A 20,437-nucleotide genomic window follows, 5' to 3' on the forward strand; every position below is an offset into this window, starting at 1 on the left:
GTAGCCTCTTTTTTCTGCTTTTTGGTATCAGGACACTTTAAGTTGGGGGTATTCTGATGAGCAAACAAGATCAAGAATTTTCATGGCAGGCAGTGCCAAAAACGCAGAGAAATCATTTTTGGAAGACGTTGTCCGTTATGCTGGGGTTCACGTTCTTCTCAGCAAGCATGCTGGCAGGAGGGACGCTTGGTGTCAGCTTAACCTTTATGGAGTTCATTGGTATCGTGCTTGCGGGTAATTTGGTGCTCGGGATCTATACAGGAGCACTGGCACATATCGCGGCGAAGACAGGCTTGTCCACACATTTGCTGGCCAAATATGCATTCGGTGAGAAAGGGTCGTATCTGCCTTCGTTCCTGCTCGGATTCACGCAGGTTGGATGGTTCGGTGTTGGCGTAGCGATGTTCGCGATTCCTGTTGCCAAAGCGATGGATTGGAATGTGTACCTGCTAATCTTTGTGTTTGGTCTCGCCATGACGGCATCTGCAATCTACGGTATGAAGTCACTTGTTATTTTGGGTTATATCGCGGTTCCGGCCATTGCCATTCTCGGGAGTTACTCCATGTTCGAAGGTGCAGACACGCTGGGTGGCCTGCAAGGATTGTTTGATTACACGCCGGCACAGTCGCTCACTGCAGCAGCAGCACTAACCATTTGTATAGGATCATTTATCAGCGGGGGTACGTTAACGCCAGATTTTGCCCGGTTCTCCCGTACGTCACGCCAGGCAGTTACCGCAACCGTCATTGCATTCTTCCTGGGTAACTCGCTCATGTTCCTGTTCGGTGCAGTCGGCGCCATGGCCTATAACCTGGCAGATATTTCGGAAGTCATGTTCCTGCAAGGCTTGATCATTCCTGCAATCATCGTTCTGGGATTGAATATCTGGACAACGAACGACAATGCTCTATATGCTTCGGGACTTGGTTTTGCCAACATCACTAAAATTTCGAAGAAATTCTTCGTTATCGTTAACGGCATCGTGGGTACCATCTTTGCGATGTGGATGTACAACAACTTCGTTGGTTTCCTGAACGTACTCGGCGCAGCCGTACCGTCCATTGGGGCCATTATCATTGCAGATTACTTCTTCGTGAAGCGCAGAAATTATAAACCGTTTGCCGAGATGACGTTCAAAACGGTAAACTGGATAGCGATGGCGGCTTGGGCGATCGGTGTGGCTTTCGCTCAACTTGCACCAGGAGTAACGCCGTTGAATGCACTTCTTGGTACAGCAGTAGCCTACATTGTACTTATGCTGATCCTATCTGCGAAAGAATCCAAAGAAAAGGGGAAAATAAATGATTATACAGAACGCGAAATTGCGGGGTAAAGAAGGTCTATGGAATATCGTCGTAAAAGACGGGAAGTTCGAACAAATCACGCAGGAGCCAGCTGCTGCTGCGAATGAGGAAGTCGTCGATGTGGGCGGTTCGCTTGTACTGCCACCGTTCATCGAGCCTCATATTCATCTGGATACAACGTTAACGGCAGGTGAGCCGGAATGGAATTTGAGCGGTACGTTGTTCGAAGGCATTCAGCGGTGGTCCGAACGCAAAGCATTTCTGACGCATGAAGATGTTAAAACTCGTTCCAAAACGGCGCTGAAATGGCAAATGGCGCAGGGCATCCAGCATGTGCGGACACATGTGGACGTAACAGATCCAAGCTTGACGGCAGTTAAAGCGATGCTTGAAGTAAAAGAAGAGATGGCGCCTTACATTGACATCCAGCTTGTTGCTTTCCCGCAGGAAGGTATTCATTCCTATCCGAACGGTGTGGAGCTGCTTGAAGAATCGCTGAAAATGGGCGTTGACGTTGTGGGAGGCATTCCGCACTTCGAATTCACGAGAGAATACGGCGTCGATTCCATGAAGGTTGCATTTGACCTTGCTGAGAAATATGACCGTCTAATCGACATTCACTGTGATGAAATAGACGATGAGCAATCCCGTTTTGTCGAAGTCGTTGCCAAGGAAGCCTATGAACGTGGACTGGGTTCCCGTACGACTGCGAGTCATACGACGGCGATGGGGTCATACAATGATGCATATACGTACAAGCTGTTCAGATTGCTGAAAATGGCGGACCTGAACTTCGTCTCCAATCCGCTGGTTAACATCCACCTGCAGGGACGCTTCGACACGTATCCGAAAAGAAGAGGTCTGACTCGTGTCAAAGAGCTGCAGGAAGCAGGTCTGAACGTGTGCTTCGGTCACGATGACATCTTCGATCCATGGTATCCACTCGGTACAGGTAACATGCTTCAAGTGCTGCATATGGGTATCCATGCTTCGCAGCTGCTTGGTTACGATCAAATCGTGAATTCCATTGACCTGATTACCAAAAACAGCGCAAGAACGCTCCACATCGAGGATGTGTACGGTATTGAAGAAGGCAAGCCGGCCAACTTCATCGTTCTGGAAGCAGAGAATGAATATGAAGCCATCCGTAAACAAGCCGGTGTGCTCTACTCGTACAGAGGCGGCCGCAAAATCGCGGAAACGAAACCACGGGATACATCGATCATTCTTGAAGGCGGTTTGGAGAAGGTAACATTTAATAAATAAGCAATGAGAATGAAATGAAATAGGCACATTATACATTAAGCATTCCCCAGGCATTAATCATAAAAATCCCCTCGGGGTGACAGGATCAATCAGAAATCACATCTAATCGTGAGTTCTTCCTGCCACACATGAGGGGATTTTTTTTACTGCTATTAAAGAGTCAAATTGCCTCAAGATAAGACTAGAACATTACAGCTTTTTGTAATCTCGCAACGCCTTCCTGTATTTGTGCATCCGACAAATGGGCAAATGATAAATAAATACCAACCTTTATGCCATCCGATGTTGAGCTGCTGACTTCCGAGTAGTGCACCCCTTCCGATCTGGCGGATGACCGAAAGGCTTCATAAGCTGAGGTTGTACCTCGCCACCAGCCGAACACGTGCAGACCCGCTTCATTTTCCACCCAATCAAACCATGTAGAGAGCTGCTGATTCAATAATTTGAGTAGCATATGGAACTTGCGGCTGTACAGACGATTCATCCTGCGCAGATGGCGCTCATACTGACCGCTTGTCATAAATGCGGCGAGCGCCCGCTGTTCAATTAGATTGACAGGTCTTGGCTCATATAAAGCCTGGGCCTTTCGAAAGGTGTCTGCCAAGGTGGGAGGGAGGACCACATAACCCAGCCGGACTTCAAAAGGCAATGTTTTGGTGAAGCTTCCAAGGTAAATGACGCGTCCTTCTTTATCGAGTGTTTTCAGAGGTTCAACATGCATTCCGCGGTATCGGAACTCACTGTCGTAATCATCCTCGACAATCATGGCATCCCGGCGATGTGCCCAGTCCAGCAGGGTTTGTCTGCGTTCAAGACTAAGCATTTCGCCTGTTGGAAATTGCCTCGACGGCGTGACAAACAACATACGTGCATCCCAGTTTTGGGGAACCAGTCCCTGACCATCGAGACTCGCTTCAATCAACTTGGCGCCTGCAGCCATAATGGCTTGAGAAATCCCGACATAACAAGGGCTTTCCGTCACAACATGGTCGCCAGGGTCTGCGAGCAACTGAGTGAGCAGCGCTATAGCCTGCATGGAACCTGCAGTAACGGCGATATGATCCGCATCTACATGAATCCCCCGCATTCTCCGCAGGTAGGCAGCAATGGCTTCTCTTAATTTCGGGTCTCCTGTTGAGCTAACAGAGGCAGAAGCATGAATAACGTTCTCCTCACGATGCCGTATCTCTGCATACAATCGATTATTCCATTCATCGTAAGGGAACTTGGAAAGATCCGGCTGATATTTGCTGAAGTCGATCACTTCGCTGTTCTCTTTGCTGTGATCACGAGCTTTTGCCGTTTGTTGGGCAGTCTGCTGCTCAAGCTGTTGGATACGGTTTCCCCAAGCTGACAAGTGATGAGTACAGGATTTTACCTGGTAATCCTCATTGCTTAAATCCGCTTGATAAGCAACAAAGGTACCTCTGCCGTGCTCTGACTGAAGGTAACCTTGGGCAGTTAACGTATCATAGACCTGGTTCACGGTTCCCCGGGAAATGTGATATGACGCTGCTAACTCCCTTGTGGAAGGTAACTTTTCGCCGTATACGAGGTTACCATCATGAATAGCGTCACGAACCGCATGATAGAGAGCCTTCATTTTGGTATATTGTCGGTTCAAATATGAACTGTACGCTAAATGAAATTGCATAGATCCTCCAATGGTTGTATAAAGTGGTTCAACACATTCAAAGTGGTACAATAAAATCCGGTGATATTGGATCTTTTTATGTATCCATTCTCATTTTATACTAATTCATAGTTTAAGGGGAAACAATAGTGGCATCGAAAAATAGATCATTTACTTTGTTGAAATAAGATGTCCTTTTTGAAATGAATCAAAAGTTAAACTGGGAGGATTACAATCATGCAAACAGGTACAGATCGTGTTAAAAGAGGAATGGCTGAAATGCAAAAAGGTGGCGTCATCATGGACGTCATGAATGCGGAACAGGCTAAAATTGCGGAAGCGGCTGGGGCAACAGCTGTTATGGCTCTTGAGCGGGTACCTTCTGATATTCGCGCAGCCGGTGGTGTAGCTCGCATGGCAGATCCAACGATCGTTGAAGAGGTTATGAAAGTGGTATCCATTCCGGTGATGGCCAAAGCGCGTATCGGTCATTACATCGAAGCCAAAGTGCTTGAATCCCTGGGCGTGGACTATCTCGATGAGAGTGAAGTATTGACACCTGCAGACGAAGTATTCCATATTGATAAACATGAGTTCACTGTACCATTTGTATGTGGAGCCAAAGATCTGGGAGAGGCTCTTCGCCGCATTGGTGAAGGCGCATCGATGATTCGTACCAAAGGTGAGCCGGGAACAGGCAATATTGTTGAAGCGGTTCGTCATATGCGTCTGATTAACAGCCAAATCCGCAAAGCCCAAAACATGTCCAAGGACGAGTTGTATGCTGAAGCGAAAAACCTGGGTGTATCTTATGAGCTTCTGCTCGAAGTACATGAGAATGGCAAGCTTCCAGTTGTTAACTTTGCTGCAGGTGGGGTAGCTACTCCGGCAGATGCAGCACTTATGATGCATTTGGGCGCAGACGGCGTATTCGTTGGATCCGGTATTTTCAAATCGGATAGCCCTGAGAAGTTCGCTCGTGCCATTGTTGAAGCGACAACACATTACACGGATTACAAACTGATTGCGGAAGTGTCCAAAAACCTGGGTGCACCGATGAAAGGGATCGAGATTTCCAAATTGTCTGCGGATGAGCGCATGTCCGATCGCGGTTGGTAAGAAATAAGGGACTTTGATATGAAGTAGGTAGTCTGAATAGTTAGGAAAAAAGGCCGATCAATGGAGTATAATTGATCGGCTTTTTTGTTATTCTTAAAGAACAATGTAGGGAGGCTCCAAAAAAGACAGACAATGAATGTAACGGACGTGAAACTGACCTGCACATTGATATCTTCAAAATGCTGTGTCTATAATAAGCGGTATGAAGGAAGGTGCAGACCATTCGCTATCTATATGAGTTTATTCAACATCACGACGATCTGCCGATGAAACTCTTCGTGAACTCAGTAAAACATATCGATTTCCATTGGCATAAGGAAGTGGAGGTTGTCTATGTTCTCCATGGCTCAATCAACATGTATCTGGACCAGCAGCAGTATACATTGCATGAAGATGATCTGATTGTGGTAAACAGCATGTCCGTGCACAAGATGGAACGAACCAATCAGGACAACGTGTTATTAACATTGCAGTTTGGTCCGGAGTTGATGAACGATAATGCGTTTATCTCCTGTAACTCTGCCTTGAACGTAGAGCAGGACGTTCCCCGGCTGCATAGCATCAAACAACATCTTGCGCAGATGGTTTGGGAGATCAACAAAAAAACGCCGGGGTATCAAAATTTCACAATGGGCAGATTACAGATGTTATGCGGCTTCCTGCAGAGGTATTTTTCAGATGGAACGAATCCGACGCAGGAAGAAGGAAGTAAGGATTATGACTATAAACGGCTGAACAGGGTCCTCACATATATTGATATTCACTATAATGAGAAGATTACGCTGCAGGATATGGCACATTCCGAGCATTTAAGCTTGCATTATTTTTCCCACTTCTTTACGGACAAGATCGGGATACCTTTCCAAAAGTATCTGACCCTCATTCGCCTGGAGAAAGCTCAGGCCCAGCTGGCAGCAAATGATAAAAAAATATCCGAAATCGCACTGGATTGCGGATTCGCCAACATCAAGCTGTTTAACAAATACTTCAAGGAAAAGTACGGCTGCACGCCCGGTTCCTACCGTGAAGCTTCGCGTACACCGGAGCCCCATGAGTTGAATGTGAACCGCAAACCCAAAACGTATGAGGAATCTTCTAGCGGAGATTATTACGAGATGGAAACGCTGAACGCAATTGGCTCGCTGTATCGATATCTGGATCCCAAGGGCAACGCGAATCAGGAGATGCTGCCTGTATCGTCTGCGCATCTGTCAGACCAAACCAGCATTGAGGTTCGTGCGGATCAGACGTCGTTCGTCTACGAAAAGCACTGGAATATCACCATGACGGCGGGGAGAGCCATCGAAGGTTTGCGTGAAGATTGGCGGAATCAGCTGTCTGCTTTGAAAGGCAAAGTCCCTTTTCAGTACATTCGATTTCACGGCATATTTAATGATGAGATGATGGTGTACAGTGAAACGGAGCAAGGCGCTCCTGTCTATAACTGGTCTTATGTGGACAAGTTGTATGATTTCCTGCTGGCTCAGGGAGTTCGGCCATTCGTGGAATTAAGCTTTATGCCGAGCCAGCTGGCGAGATCCAAGGAAACGTTGTTTTGGTGGAGGGGGAATATTAGTCCGCCATCCGACCCTGCCAAGTGGCAGGCACTTGTTCGCGAATTCATCAGGCACTGTTTGAATCGTTATGGGGCGGAAGAAGTGAAGAAGTGGTACTTCGAAGTATGGAACGAGCCTGACCTGGCTGGTGTTTGTTGGGCAGGAAGCAAGGAAGAATATTTCGCTTTTTACGAATTGACCGCCCATGCTATCAAAACGGTATTGCCCGATCTGAAAGTGGGGGGCCCAGCGATGGGTTATGGATCTCTTTGGAACGACACCTGGGCTGAGGAGTTTCTGTCATACTGCAGGAAGCATGAAGTTGCTCTCGACTTTTTCTCGTTCCATATCTATTCAGAGTATCCCAAGCTAAAAGTTGAAGAGGATCGATTAACTCAAATCATGCCGCCATCTTTTTATAAGGAAAGTATTGATCTTCTTCGGCAGAAAATGAAGGCGTCTTCGTACGATCATGTTGAACTCCATGTCACCGAGTGGAATTTTTCGCTGTATGACCGTAACTTGCTGCACGATACCATGTTTATGGCTCCGTTCGTCATTTATCACACCATGAATACACTCGGTGATGTGAAAGCCATGGCTTTTTGGTCTTTTACCGATGTATTCGAAGAAAGTATCGTTCCTACTTCTCCTTTCTATGGAGGCTTTGGCCTGATCAATCGCGATGGTCTGAAGAAACCTAGCTATTATGCATTTGAGCTTATGCAGAAGCTGGGTGATGAGCTGCTATTCAAGGGAGACGGTTATGTCGGAACGCGAAAAAGTGACGGAAGCATGCAATTTCTGTTCTATCATTATGTGCATGTAGATCAGCTGTTTGCGAGTGGAGATTGGTCCGAATTATCCTGTTCAACCCGTTATGACGTATTTGAGGAGAAGGGCAGCAAAGCTTTTGAACTTACGCTTAACAAGCTCCCAGGACCTTATAAATGCACCAGTTATCAACTCGATCGGGATCATGGCTCCGTATTTGATGAGTGGACACGCATGGGATCGCCATACGCCTTAACGGAAGAAGAGATCTCTTATCTAAACAACAGAAGCGGCCCCTTCATGAGGACAGAGATCATTAGAGATGAGTGTTGGCGTAGAGTGATTTTGCTCCCGCCACATGGCGTGGTGCTGCTCATTTTAAATAGACAATATTAAAAAAAGTATCCTTAAGGCATCCTTTCTGTAATGGAGGGATGTTTTTTGTTGTTTATTTCTTGTACAGGCAGGCAAGCTAGAACGTAGGACTAGAAATGGACAAAAAACGAACCATCAAGTGGCAAGTTCCAACAAGAAAGCGTTCACACGAATCGATATACTATGGTTGTAGCAGCTAAGAGGAAGACAGGGGGAGTTTGGATGAAGCGGTTCATGAAATGGATGACAGATTCGTTTGCGCCAAGATTGGAGGCGTTTACGAATAATATTTGGGTTTCTTCGATTCAAGAAGCCATTATGGTCGCCATTCCGATGATTTTCATCGGTTCGATTATTACATTGATTTCAATTTTGCAGGACTTTATTCCGGGAATGCCGGACCTGACACCGATCACGACGTTCAGTTTCGGTTTGCTTGGGTTGTTTATTGCTTTCCTGACGCCTTATGTGGTGATGGAAAAAAAGGAGCGGCACAAAATCAAACTGCTGGCGGGAATGACGGGGGTATCCCTGTTCGCTATGCTGCTTAATCCGACAATAAACGAAGATGGTACCATTCAGTTCATCCTTGAACGATTTGGACCTTCGGGAATGATCACAGCACTCTTGGTGGGAGTATTCGTTGCGCTTGTGATGATCCTGTGCAACAAATTTTCGTTCTTCAAAAAGGGGTCTTCACTTCCCGAATTCATTATGGACTGGTTCGACTTTCTCGTACCGATCGCTCTGGTATTAACCACAGGATGGGTTCTCGTATATCAGCTTCATTTTGATATTTTTGGACTGATTGTAAACATATTTGAGCCGATCAATGCTGTGGGACAAAGTTTAACCGGATTTTTATTATTTAATTTTATCGGCGTAGTCCTCTATTCCTTCGGCGTGAGCCCATGGGTGATGACACCGATCTGGTACGCAATCTGGATACCTGCAATTGAACAGAATGCTTCTCTTGTTGCAGCTGGACAAGATCCGGTCAATATCAACACATTTGAAACCTTCTTCTCTGGATGGCTTGGTATTGGGGGGATGGGAGCGACCTTGCCGTTAGTGGTCTGGTTCCTGATGGCACGATCGAAAAAACTGAAATCTGTCGGCAAAGCGACCATCATTCCGTCCTTGTTCAACATCAATGAACCTGTCGTGTACGGAGCACCGATTGCCTTTAATCCGCTGCTTATGGTGCCCATGTGGATCAACGCGCTTATCACTCCGGTGATTGTGTACTTGGCTCTCGACTGGGGTTGGGTGCGGATCCCGAGCCAGATCTTCCAGCTATGGTACACGCCGATCGGCTTGTCCACCTACATTATGTCTGGATTTAATGGTCTTATTTTGCTGGCGGTGGTCCTGCTGATTGTATTTGTGGTATGGTTTCCGTTTTTCAAACTGTATGATGCACAGGAACTGAAGAAAGAACAGGAACAAAATTAAATAAAAAGGGTGAGTACTATGGATAAATCGATTAATGAATTGTTGTCGGCAATGACTCTGGCCGAGAAAGCTTCACTCTGCGCGGGATTGAATATGTGGATGACGAAGGGTATCGAGCGGTTGAACATTCCGCCAGTTCATATGTACGATGGAACAAACGGCATCCGTAAAACGAACAGCGATGAAGAAATGGGCATCACAACGGAAAATGTACCTGCAACCTGTTACCCTACGGGTTCGGCCATCGGTTCTTCGTGGAACACGGAATTGCTGCATGAGGTCGGTGTGGCTCTAGGACGCGAATCGAAAGCCATGGATGTAGAGCTGCTGCTTGGACCGGGTGTCAATATGAAAAGGACACCGCTTGGCGGTAGAAATTTCGAATACTATTCGGAAGACCCGTGCTTGACGGGTGAACTTGGAGCAGCATTCATTAATGGGATTCAAAGCGAAGGTGTAGGTGCTTCTGTTAAACACTTTGCGGGAAACAACCAGGAGTTTGAGAAAATGGTGACCAGTTCGGAAATCGACGAGCGGACACTGCGCGAAATTTACCTGAGCGCCTTCGAACGAATTATTAAGAAATCCGATCCTTGGACGGTTATGTGTTCTTATAACTTATTGAATGGAACGTACACGAGTGAGAACGAGCATTTGCTGCATGACATTTTGAGAGAAGAGTGGGGTTATGAAGGCGTTGTTCTATCCGACTGGACAGCTGTCAATGATCGCATACGCGGACTGAAGGCTGGACTTGATCTGGAGATGCCAGGTCCTGCTCATTACAATGCCAAAGCCATCATTGAGGCGATTCGAAACGGAAGCCTTTCCGAAGAACAATTGGATCGAAGCGTGGGTCGCATTTTGAAGCTGGTCGAGCGGGTAACGGGCAACAAAGGCGAGGAGACTTCTGAAGATGCGGATTACCATGCACTTGCTCGCAAAGCGGCAGCCGAAAGTATTGTGCTTCTGAAAAATGAGAACGCGATTCTTCCGCTGCAGCCGGAATCATTGGGGTCCATTGCCGTGATTGGGCGGTTTGCCAAGAAGCCTCGAATTCAGGGGGCAGGCAGTGCGAAGGTAACGCCGACAAGAGTAGACATTCCGTGGGACGAGATAAAGAATCTGGCCGGCGAGAATATTACGATGGGATATTCAGAAGGATACCCGGAGGATGACTCCATTCACGATGAGTTAATTCAGGAGAGCGTCACATTAGCCAAGAATTCTGATGTTGCTGTACTGTTTGTTGGCCAACCGGAATATGCCGAATCGGAGATGCATGATCTGCAAGGCATTGACCTTCCCGAGCATCAAGTGAAATTGATTATGGCGGTAGCCGCGGTTCAGCCCAAGTGCATTGTCGTAACCAGCAGCGGCACCGCACTCGCGATGCGTCCATGGGTACAGCATGTACCTGGTGTGATTCACTCGTGGTTGTCGGGGCAAGGCATGGGTAAAGTGGTTGCAGATGTATTATTCGGACACACGAATCCATCGGGTAAGCTGTCGGAGACCTTCCCTGTGAAGCTATCGGACAACCCGTCCCATATGCGGATTCGCGGAGAGAATGGCAAGCTGTATTATCGTGAAGGTCTTTTTGTAGGATATCGATACTATGACCGGAAAGAACTGGCTCCTCAATTCCCGTTTGGGCACGGATTGTCCTATACATCGTTCTCGTATTCGGATCTGGAAGTGGCTCAGACGAACACCGGCGTCACCGTTTCTTTCCAGTTAAAAAACACAGGTAAGCGCAAAGGGAAAGAAGTCGTTCAATTGTACGTACACGATGAAGAGTGCACATGGACTCGTCCGGAGAAAGAGTTAAAAGCCTTTGTCAAAATCGAACTGGAGCCCGGTGAGAAACGCAAGATTACCTTTGATCTGGAAGAGAGAGATTTTTCGTACTATAACACCAAGTATAACCGCTGGGTGGCAGAGACTGGATACTTCCAAATTTCGCTGGGCAGCTCGTCCAAAGACATCCGAATCACGGAACGTCTCCATTGTGACTTCGGGAAAGAAGAGATTACGTTTCACAAATTCAGCCTTCTGAGCGAATGGATGAGTGATCCGGCAGCAAAAGCGGAATTGGAAAAATGTCTGAATGACATGAACGAGCATGTTACAGATAAGGTATATCTTAACGAGGAATTTGTGGGATTTTGGGAAGACTTCCCTATGATCAAAGTATTTCAAATGTTCGGTCAACAATGGATGAATGAGCGTTCACCTGATGATGTTATTCATGAACTTATTGCCAGGGTTAACCAGGCACGAAATTAATAGATAAGGTAAAGAAAAACCAAGTTCGATCCCGTAAAGAGGAGATGAACTTGGTTTTTCTATCGTTACGGGAAAGATTGTTTACAAACAGCCGGATGCTATGCAGAGCTTGCTCGATTCACGATGTAAATGCCGATCGACACGAACAGGAGAGCAACCAGATTCTTCAGTTCCATAATGCTTTCGCCCAAAAATACAGCAGATAGCAATGAGCCAAACACGGGGATAAGGAAGTTGTATACAGACACTTTTCCTACTTTGTTGTATTTAAGAAGCATATTCCATAAACAAAATGCTGCGGATGACAGGAGTACCAAATAAACTAAGTTACTGGTGGATTCCAGGGTGAAATGTGTTACCTGTCCGCCCAGCAGCAGACCCAGCATAGCCAGCGTCAATCCGCCGACAAACAGGCTGAAACCCGTGACAACCAATACATCCATGGAAGAGGTTAAATGCTTCGCGTAGATGGCCGTAATGGAAAATATGAATGCAGCTGCAATGACGAAGCCTTCACCTGTAAACGAAACGGAAAATGAAAGTAGATCGGTATTGAAATTGACAATAATGACACCGATAAATCCCAGCACGCAGCCAATAACTTTTTTACTGCTTAGCTTGTCATTTTGATACAGGAAATGGGCTAGCACCACACTGAAAAAGGTTGCTGTTGCGTTCACAATGGAGCCTTTAACACCAGTCGTATTGGATACACCTATGTAAAAAAACATATACTGCAGGCCTGTTTGCATGACTCCCAGCATAGTGAGACTGGTCCATTGCCGTCCAGATAGAGCAAACTTCCGTTTTCGAATCAAGCGGTACAGGGTCAGGAGCAGCAATCCTGCAAGTATAAATCGATACCCTGCAAATACAAATTTGGAACCAATATCTTCTGGCATGATGTTAAAAGCGATATACCCTAGTTTAATAGATGGGAAAGCACTTCCCCATAACAAGCAGCATAGGCTTGCGACTAGGGTTACAACCAGTGGATCGGTTAATCTGTGTGGTTTCTCAATTCCTTGAATCTCATTCACTTGTAATCTTCTCCTCAGCAAGTAGTGCGTTTGTTATGCAACAAATACATTCTAGACCATATCACATTTCCCGCAGCTTGTATCAAAAAGTTGAATGGACTAAGCATCAGGGAAAAGGAATATGTGGTTTATGCAGGAAGTTATATGAAGGATGTGGAATTTATATACAGATTTACTGTTGAGGGGGTGATTAGATGGTTTTTCCAACGCATATTGTATCGGCAGGCGGAATTGTAGAAGACGGACATGGAAATATCCTGTTAGTAAAGGCCCATGACGATGGCTGGGTGTACCCAGGCGGGATTACTGAAGTAGGAGAAAACCTGATTGATGGCGTGATCCGTGAGATCAAGGAAGAAAGCGGGATAGACGCCAGTGTTAGTCATTTGATTAGTGTTGTCTCGAATACAGCAGTACATAAGTGGTATGACGGTGTGACGGATGTTCCGACAAAGGTCATGTTTGATTTTGTATGTAAATTAGAAGGTGGAGAATTAGCTTCATCTGAGGAAACGAGCGAGTGCAGGTGGGTTCCGAAGGAACAGGTGCTGGATTATATTACACTACCTGCCATCCGCATGCGTTATGAAGCGTATCTGAATTTTCAAGGTTCAGTGAATTACATGGAGTATGTCACTGCGACAACATCGGAGTGTAACACCAAGCTTCATCGACATGTTTAGCTGTACGGGTGCTTGCAGTTTAATAAAGTTATATGCAGATGCTCAAGCTCAATTGGTTGAACAGCTGTTGATTTAACACAGGAGAGCAGTCGATTCATTGGATCGACTGCTCTTATTCATGCTGCGGGAGATCGAAGTGATGATTTCAATATTAATGATAGATACGCAGTTTCATAAAATTCAAAAAGTCGCTCTGCATCGAGCCCAGCGTAAGGATTTTCCTGGGAATCATGAATTTCCATCGCTGGCCTTGAACGTGGAATGACCATGTTGCAGAAAATAAGGTTCCAGAATGATAGGTTTGATCTTGTAATTCTGCTGTTTGGAATTCAACTTTATGTATGACTTTAGTCGAGAAAAAATTGAGGAAAAGGATGATTAATTTATCTTCATTTATGAGCAATATAGCCCGGCTTGTCTTCGCTGACCAGCTCTGCGGCGTGCAATAACATATGTACATGTCAGGTTCTCTATAAGATTGAGTTAGCCGATTCATCAATTTTTTGGTAATAAAAATCATGGCTCAATGCTCCTTCTGCTGTGATATCTCATTCTGTAACTCGTTCCTAGAAATTCCGATCCAACAAAACCCCTACTTGTTCTGCAATAACCTGAGTTGACTCCGAAATTCCATTGGTAAGCCACGCTTCGACGATCTCCACGATTGCCGCTCCAAAGAAATTAAGAATGATCTCCTTGCTTAATCCCTGATTTATTCCTTCGGTTATATTCACTTCGCCCTCTAATTCTTCAATAACAAATGCAAGAAAATGATGACGAAATACAGAGGCGCCCTTGCTTGATAACATGGCTGAAAAGAAGGGAAGATGATGTTCAAAGTATTCAAACCAGAGGAGATTTCCCTCTGCAAAACTTAAGTCAGATGCGGCTTCGCATATTCTGCGTAGCTCGTTAATGTGTTCTTCAATAAGTTTGTCGAGCAAATCAAATTTATCCATGTAATGATCATAGATCGTTCTACGACCGACGTTTGCCCGATGCGAAATGTCCTGAATCGTAATGTGATCCAGATTTTTCTCAGACATCAGTTGAGTGAATGCATTCTTAATTGCATCTTGAGATTTTTGCACTCTTCGATCCAATTTTAATTTGGACATGAGGCTTCGCTCCTTTCCAAAGGGTAGTCGCACATTATTTCAAATTTGTGCAATAGCGCACGAATGAAGACGGTTTGTTTATTGAAGCTGCATTACTTTCCCTTTATATTATACACATGTGCGGTAACGCATCAATATGTATTATCTCCATCATTTATGTTTCCTTCACAGAAATAATAGAATAGAAGCCTACAGGGAGGCGAAGCACTTGGATCGAATCGAAAAGAGCAAGGAAAAATACCAAGAACTATTTGGTGAGAGCGTGCCCTCTGCCTATGCAACAGATCCTGAATTTCAGGACATCTTAAGCCGTTTTATCTTTGGAGAAGTGTTCTATCAAGGTACGCTGACGGACATTCAGCGGGAGCTGCTGACACTGGTGGTCCTTACGGTCAATCAGACATTACCTCAGCTTAAGGCTCATGTAAGTGCGGCATTGAATGTTGGGGTGACTCCGGTTGAAATTAAAGAGGCCGTTTACCAGTGTGCCCCATACATCGGTTTTCCGAAAACATTAAACGCTATTCATGAAGTGAACGAGGTGTTCACGTTCCGTAATATTGCATTGCCTATTGAAAGCCAAAGCCAGGTTTCGGAACAGAGTCGTTTGGAAAAAGGGCTTGCTGTACAGATTGAGATTTTTGGGGATGTCATTGAAAAAATGAGAGCAAGTGCACCTTCGGACCAGAAGCATATTCAGGAATACCTTTCGGCTTTTTGCTTCGGTGATTTCTATACCCGTGACGGACTTGATTTGAAAATCCGGGAATTGTTAACACTGGCTATGGTCAGTGCATTGGGAGGTGCCGAAGGCCAAGTTAGGGCACACGTACAGGGAAATATTAATGTGGGAAATGACAAGGAAACACTGATTGCGGCGATCACACATTGTCTGCCTTATATGGGTTTTCCAAGAACACTAAATGCACTTGCTTGCATCAATGAAGTGATTCCGGAAAATGAAGAGAAATAATTATAATCAACAGATTGGAGAAATCAAATATGACAAAACATGAAGAGGTAAAGAACGGCGTTATATTTCCGGTAGGAGAGAAGAATGAAGCTTATGCACAATATTTTGTGGGACAAAGCTATCTTCAAGCTCTGGTTGCAGATCCGAAAGTGAATGTTGGCGTAGGGAACGTGACCTTTGAGCCTGAATGCCGAAACAACTGGCACATTCACCGTGACGGATTCCAGATATTATTAGTTACCGGTGGAGAAGGGTGGTATCAGGAGGAAGGCAAACCTGCCCAATTCCTGAAAGCCGGCGATGTTATTGTTACGCATGATGGTGTAAAACACTGGCATGGTGCCGCAAAAAACAGCTGGTTTGAACATATAGCGATTACTGCAGGTACACCTGAATGGCTAGAACCTGTCACGGATGAAGTTTACAACAATGCGACGAAGTGAACGACCAGATTCTCATGAAATTAAAATTTAGAGTGAACGAAAAGGGACACCCATGAGGGTGTTTCTTTTTATTTTCTACGTACTGGGATTAAGTGATTAAGGCCGTTATTTTACCGGCTTGGGAAACCTGAATTAATCAACAGAGAGCAGAGTGCTAAGGATCATGTAGATATCTATTGCGTTAATATAAAAGGGTTTTAGCGAACCCGTATAGAAAGGCAATGTATAAAGGTTTAGATCAATATCTTCGTTTAGGAGGAGTCATTTGAGAATAGATAAGGTATCTGAATTTGAAATTGGTGTGGAGCTTAGCGAGAAAATACAAGCGTTATTATTCAAAAGCTTTCCTGGAATTTATCCTTTAAACCGAATTTACTAGAATTGCGCTCCAAAATAGAAATCGTACATAAATTATAGGAGGATATAATGCAATCTAATGACACCATAAATAACAGACTCTCTATTGAATGTGGAGATATTATTCTTCGGGAATATCGACCTTCTGACCTTGAGCGTATTCATGAACTCACATGGCAGCCTGAAATTCATGGCTTTTTACCAGGGTGGAATGTTCCAAAGGAAGTTCGCCAAGAATGGCTGATAAGTTACGAAATTCCAACCAACAATGAATTTATTCAGCGAGTGCAAGAGGGAAAACATGTCGAGGAACTCATTTTGAGATTAGGGATTGTTTTGAAAGAGAGAAGAGAACTTATCGGATGGTGTTGTTCTGGTATAAAAGATGAACTACCGAATCCGAATAGAGAAATCATGTATGCAATCTCGAAAGAACATCGAAATCGAGGTTATGCTTCTCAAGCTGTCCGAGGTATTGTTCAGTTTCTATTTCAAAATACTGAAGTAGAAAATTTAAACGCAATTGCACTCTTAGAGAACAAGTCGTCTAACAAAGTCATTCTGAAAAACCAATTTCTCTTCATCGATGAGATTGAGATTGAAGAGGAACAATATAACCATTATCAGCTTCGTAAGGCAGATTGGTTAAATCTCGAAGTCTAACAAAATCATTTAAGAGTTTAGCCAAAAAACCGTTCATTCGTTAATTGAATAACGGTTTTTTGTAATTTTATAGAACGGGAACGGAATTAAAGTGCAAACGAACATAACTCAACTGGGCTCGATTCTGAATCTGTATTTCCGGGGCGAAACACCAACAAATTTCTTGAACTGCCTCATAAAGTGGGTGTCATTCTCATATCCACATGCGTACGCAATCTGATTAACGGAGAGCTCACTGTGATCCAAAAGATATTTGGCATGTTCAAGCCGGGCATGAATCATATCCCTCATAACGGAACAACCGAATAGCTCCTTATAGATGTGTTGAAAATACGATTTGCTCAAATTTAATCGTAAAGCTCGCTCTGTCACGGATATGTTCTGCTGGGGAGAACGATAGATGTCGTTGCGCAGCTCTGTAAATTGGACGTAATATCGACTGAGTTGGTGGGGAGCGGTTCTTTCTCGCAAGTCGCTCAATTTCATGAAGAAAGACCGAAGGTCGCAATCGATAATACTCTCACGTAGCTTTCCATCCAGTCTGTAACACTTCTGAAGTTCCGCGATGCTTCTGGAAATCAACAAGGGATCTGTAGCTTCAATAAGCGTGTCCACAGGAAATTGAATACGTAGAAGAAATTCGTGGAATTCGCTGCCGCTACAGTGGAACCAATCATTAATAAATGGACTCTCCAGCTCACGGTAATAATGAGGTGTTTGAGGTTGAAACAAAATGAAGGTATTCTTCTCAACCGTGCTTATGTTGTCATACAATCTCACTTCTGCTCTGCTATTAAAAAACACAAAGGTGTAGTTTCCTGAACCATTTGGTCGGTTTCTCACAATCCCTTCATGGTGAATCGTGCGATAGCCGCAAGAAAGTAACGTAAGCATGCCTTATCCTCCTAAGCACAATAGGTCAGTTTTTGATGATTATAGTTTATTGTTCGCGTCTAAACAACCATCTATAATTTTCTAAAAATGTTCATTCTGAAGGAGGAAGAGGAAGTGTCGGTTGACAGAAAGTATTGGGTGGATACGTTGGTTCGCATAGCACATCCTGTACTCTACGCCTTATCCGAAAGCAGACTTATTTTCGATATGCCTGTCGAATCAAAGGGGGGCGATCGAGCAGAATACGCATATCTAGAAGCTTTGGGCCGCACACTGGCCGGGATTGCACCATGGCTTGAACACGGCCCTCGTTCAGGTGAGGAAGGGGAGATTCGAGCCAGGATGGCAGACCTGGCCAGGCGTTCAATTGGAGTTGCGACAGATCCAGCTTCACCCGATTTTATGAATTTCACGCAAGGCGGCCAGCCTGTTGTCGACGCAGCCTTTCTTGCGAATGCGGTGCTTCGGGCTCCACGTGAGCTGTATGAACTGCTGGATGAGAAAGCGAAAGATAATATGAAATCAGCCCTGCTCGCAACACGAATTATACGCCCCGTATTCAGCAACTGGCTGTTGTTTAGTGCAATCATTGAGGCGGCCCTTGCCCGAATGGGCGTAGAAACTTGGGATCGTATGCGAGTGGATTATGCGGTAAGGCAGCATGACCAATGGTACTTGGGAGATGGTGCCTATGGTGACGGGCCTGACTTTCATTGGGATTACTATAACAGCTTTGTGATTCAACCCATGCTCGTGGATACATTGGACGCGTTAGGAGATCAATTCGAGGATTGGAAAGTGATTAGGGTCAAGGTGCTAGACAGAGCAACTCGCTATGCGGCCATCCTGGAACGCTTAATTTCACCGGAAGGCACCTTCCCGCCCATTGGACGATCGCTTGCCTATCGTTTCGGGGCATTTCAGCATTTATCCCTCATGGCGCTAAGAGAGCAACTCCCGGTAGAAGTGGAACCAGCTCAAGTTCGCTGCGCACTTACGGCGGTAATCAAGCGGCAGATTCAGATGCCAGGGACGTTTGACGATGCCGGATGGCTGCGAATTGGATTCGCCGGAAGCCAGCCGGAAGTAGGAGAATTTTATATATCGACGGGCAGTCTGTATCTCTGTACGACTGTATTTCTTGCGTTAGGACTCTCACCTGATGCAGATTTCTGGCAGGGAGAGGCCGAGTGGACTTCGCGTAAGGCATGGTCCGGAGGAGAGGTCAATTTGGATAAAGCCTACCATGATCAACACTAGAAGTGCACATTTGAAGAGGAGGGAATGAGAAATGATGATTCAACCGGATTGGGTGCAGGAAGCATGGGATCAAACGAAGGCAAAAGTGAAACGGATTTCTCGTCGAATCGGGGATGGGTTTCCTCACGCAAGTGTAAATGGAGAATATCAGTTAGAACAACCATCTTGGTGGACTGCGGGCTTCTGGCCCGGCATACTGTGGCTTGTCTATCGGGACACCAAAGATAAGGATCTTAAGGAAGCGGCAGAATCCTGCGAACGCCAGCTTGATGCATTGTTAGCGGATTCCCAGATGGTTGATCATGATATCGGTTTCATGTGGACATTAACAAGCGGTGCCAGATATAAGCTTCTAGGTTCAGAGGATTCCAAAAAGAGAGCTCTGCTTGCTGCTAATCTCCTGGCTGCACGCTTTAATATCCAGGGAAATTATATCCGGGCATGGAATGGGGAGCATATGGCAGGCTGGGCCATCATTGACTGCTTGATGAATTTACCACTGCTATACTGGGCATCAAGCGTAACGGGAGATCCCCGTTACAAACACATTGCAGTCAAGCATGCGGATACCGTGCGGCAGCAATTTTACCGTCCGGACGGCTCTGTTGCCCACATTCTCGTGTTTGACCCGGAAACCGGGGAGAAGCTTGAAGTAAAGGGAGGCCAGGGATATTCTCCAGAGTCTGCTTGGTCCCGTGGTACGGCATGGGCGATCTATGGCATGAGTCTAAGCTATCATTATACAGGTAACCAGCATTATCTAGATGCAGCCAAACGGACGGCTCATTTTTTCTTGGCCAATTTACCTGAAGACCAGGTTCCAACTTGGGATTTTCGTACACCTCAAGGAAAATCCTCAGTTCGTGACTCGTCGGCAGGAGCCTGTGCTGCTTGTGGACTGCTGCTTTTAGCTGATCAGGTTGATGGGCTTGAAGCAGAGATGTATCTCAAAAGCGGAGAGAAAATTCTTCATTCCTTGTATATGAATTATGGTGCTTGGGACTCCGAAGCAGAAGAAGGCCTTATTTTGCATGGAACGAGCCACTTCCCTGAGCAGAAAAATGTCGATGTTCCACTGATTTACGGCGATTATTACTTTGTAGAAGGGATATCGATTTTGAAGGGGTTTAAGGAACGCTTTTGGTAATCCTGTTGGATCGGTTGTTAATGCGGTTTGATAGTATTCATGGAGAGGCAAGAATAGAATCACATGTGAGAGTCGCTATATTAGCGG

General features: G+C 45.4%; 16 protein-coding genes. 12 read left to right on the forward strand and 4 right to left on the reverse strand.

Annotated elements, in window-relative coordinates:
• Positions 1–56: 56 nt before the first annotated feature.
• Together codB and CHH60_RS00975 are read left to right on the forward strand one after the other, a co-directional pair.
• Positions 57–1,334 carry a cytosine permease gene (gene codB / locus CHH60_RS00970; protein WP_095357454.1) on the forward strand — a complete coding sequence of 426 codons (1,278 nt, stop codon included), beginning with the start codon at positions 57–59 and terminating at the stop codon, positions 1,332–1,334.
• The gene (locus CHH60_RS00975; protein ID WP_095357455.1) at positions 1,303–2,571 is read left to right on the forward strand and encodes a cytosine deaminase; all 1,269 of its coding nucleotides are present in this window, start codon (positions 1,303–1,305) and stop codon (positions 2,569–2,571) included. The genes codB and CHH60_RS00975 overlap by 32 nt, the downstream gene beginning before the upstream one ends.
• A gap of 181 nt (positions 2,572–2,752) precedes the next feature.
• Here the strand turns inward: CHH60_RS00975 and pdxR are convergent, their stop codons facing one another.
• On the reverse strand, positions 2,753–4,225 hold the full coding sequence (gene pdxR, locus CHH60_RS00980; protein ID WP_095357456.1) for a MocR-like pyridoxine biosynthesis transcription factor PdxR: 1,473 nt from the start codon (positions 4,223–4,225) through the stop codon (positions 2,753–2,755).
• Between the two features lie 213 nt (positions 4,226–4,438).
• Here pdxR and pdxS point away from each other — a divergent pair, with 213 nt between their 5' ends.
• From pdxS to CHH60_RS01000, 4 genes are all read left to right on the forward strand, one after another.
• The gene (gene pdxS, locus CHH60_RS00985) at positions 4,439–5,323 is read left to right on the forward strand and encodes a pyridoxal 5'-phosphate synthase lyase subunit PdxS (RefSeq protein ID WP_212676968.1); all 885 of its coding nucleotides are present in this window, start codon (positions 4,439–4,441) and stop codon (positions 5,321–5,323) included.
• A 278-nt stretch (positions 5,324–5,601) separates the two neighbouring features.
• Positions 5,602–8,049 carry a GH39 family glycosyl hydrolase gene (locus CHH60_RS00990; protein WP_095357588.1) on the forward strand — a complete coding sequence of 816 codons (2,448 nt, stop codon included), beginning with the start codon at positions 5,602–5,604 and terminating at the stop codon, positions 8,047–8,049.
• A gap of 201 nt (positions 8,050–8,250) precedes the next feature.
• The gene (locus CHH60_RS00995; protein ID WP_095357457.1) at positions 8,251–9,483 is read left to right on the forward strand and encodes a PTS sugar transporter subunit IIC; all 1,233 of its coding nucleotides are present in this window, start codon (positions 8,251–8,253) and stop codon (positions 9,481–9,483) included.
• Between the two features lie 18 nt (positions 9,484–9,501).
• Positions 9,502–11,772 carry a beta-glucosidase gene (locus CHH60_RS01000; RefSeq protein ID WP_095357458.1) on the forward strand — a complete coding sequence of 757 codons (2,271 nt, stop codon included), beginning with the start codon at positions 9,502–9,504 and terminating at the stop codon, positions 11,770–11,772.
• Between the two features lie 98 nt (positions 11,773–11,870).
• Here the strand turns inward: CHH60_RS01000 and CHH60_RS01005 are convergent, their stop codons facing one another.
• Complete coding sequence (locus tag CHH60_RS01005; protein WP_095357459.1) at positions 11,871–12,812, reverse strand: DMT family transporter; 942 nt, start codon at positions 12,810–12,812, stop codon at positions 11,871–11,873.
• A gap of 194 nt (positions 12,813–13,006) precedes the next feature.
• Here CHH60_RS01005 and CHH60_RS01010 point away from each other — a divergent pair, with 194 nt between their 5' ends.
• Complete coding sequence (locus tag CHH60_RS01010; protein WP_095357460.1) at positions 13,007–13,495, forward strand: NUDIX hydrolase; 489 nt, start codon at positions 13,007–13,009, stop codon at positions 13,493–13,495.
• A gap of 566 nt (positions 13,496–14,061) precedes the next feature.
• Here CHH60_RS01010 and CHH60_RS01020 read toward each other — a convergent pair.
• Positions 14,062–14,613: a TetR/AcrR family transcriptional regulator gene (locus tag CHH60_RS01020; RefSeq protein WP_095357462.1), complete on the reverse strand. Its 552-nt coding sequence runs from the start codon at positions 14,611–14,613 to the stop codon at positions 14,062–14,064.
• A 208-nt stretch (positions 14,614–14,821) separates the two neighbouring features.
• Here CHH60_RS01020 and CHH60_RS01025 point away from each other — a divergent pair, with 208 nt between their 5' ends.
• The 3 genes from CHH60_RS01025 to CHH60_RS01035 all read left to right on the forward strand — a co-directional run bounded on the left by CHH60_RS01025 (position 14,822) and on the right by CHH60_RS01035 (position 17,049).
• Entirely contained in the window at positions 14,822–15,586 is a 765-nt protein-coding gene (locus tag CHH60_RS01025) for a carboxymuconolactone decarboxylase family protein (protein WP_095357463.1), read from the forward strand.
• Between the two features lie 29 nt (positions 15,587–15,615).
• The gene (locus CHH60_RS01030) at positions 15,616–16,029 is read left to right on the forward strand and encodes a cupin domain-containing protein (RefSeq protein ID WP_095357464.1); all 414 of its coding nucleotides are present in this window, start codon (positions 15,616–15,618) and stop codon (positions 16,027–16,029) included.
• Positions 16,030–16,455: 426 nt separating this feature from the next.
• A complete protein-coding gene (locus tag CHH60_RS01035; RefSeq protein WP_095357465.1) occupies positions 16,456–17,049 on the forward strand; it encodes a GNAT family N-acetyltransferase in 594 nt (197 codons plus the stop codon).
• Between the two features lie 108 nt (positions 17,050–17,157).
• On the opposite strand, the gene CHH60_RS01040 is transcribed toward CHH60_RS01035, so the two are convergent.
• Positions 17,158–17,943, reverse strand: a complete 786-nt coding sequence (locus CHH60_RS01040) for a helix-turn-helix transcriptional regulator (RefSeq protein ID WP_095357466.1) — start codon at positions 17,941–17,943, stop codon at positions 17,158–17,160.
• An 87-nt stretch (positions 17,944–18,030) separates the two neighbouring features.
• On the opposite strand from CHH60_RS01040, the gene CHH60_RS01045 reads away from it, so the two are divergent.
• Positions 18,031–19,203, forward strand: coding sequence for a DUF2264 domain-containing protein (locus CHH60_RS01045; RefSeq protein WP_441339368.1), 1,173 nt, complete (start codon positions 18,031–18,033; stop codon positions 19,201–19,203).
• Between the two features lie 31 nt (positions 19,204–19,234).
• Positions 19,235–20,350 carry a glycoside hydrolase family 88 protein gene (locus tag CHH60_RS01050; RefSeq protein WP_095357468.1) on the forward strand — a complete coding sequence of 372 codons (1,116 nt, stop codon included), beginning with the start codon at positions 19,235–19,237 and terminating at the stop codon, positions 20,348–20,350.
• The last annotated feature ends 87 nt before the right edge of the window (positions 20,351–20,437 follow it).

Origin of the sequence: Paenibacillus sp. 7523-1 (assembly GCF_002276415.1) — a bacterium.
Taxonomy (GTDB): Bacteria; Bacillota; Bacilli; order Paenibacillales; family Paenibacillaceae; genus Paenibacillus; species Paenibacillus illinoisensis_A.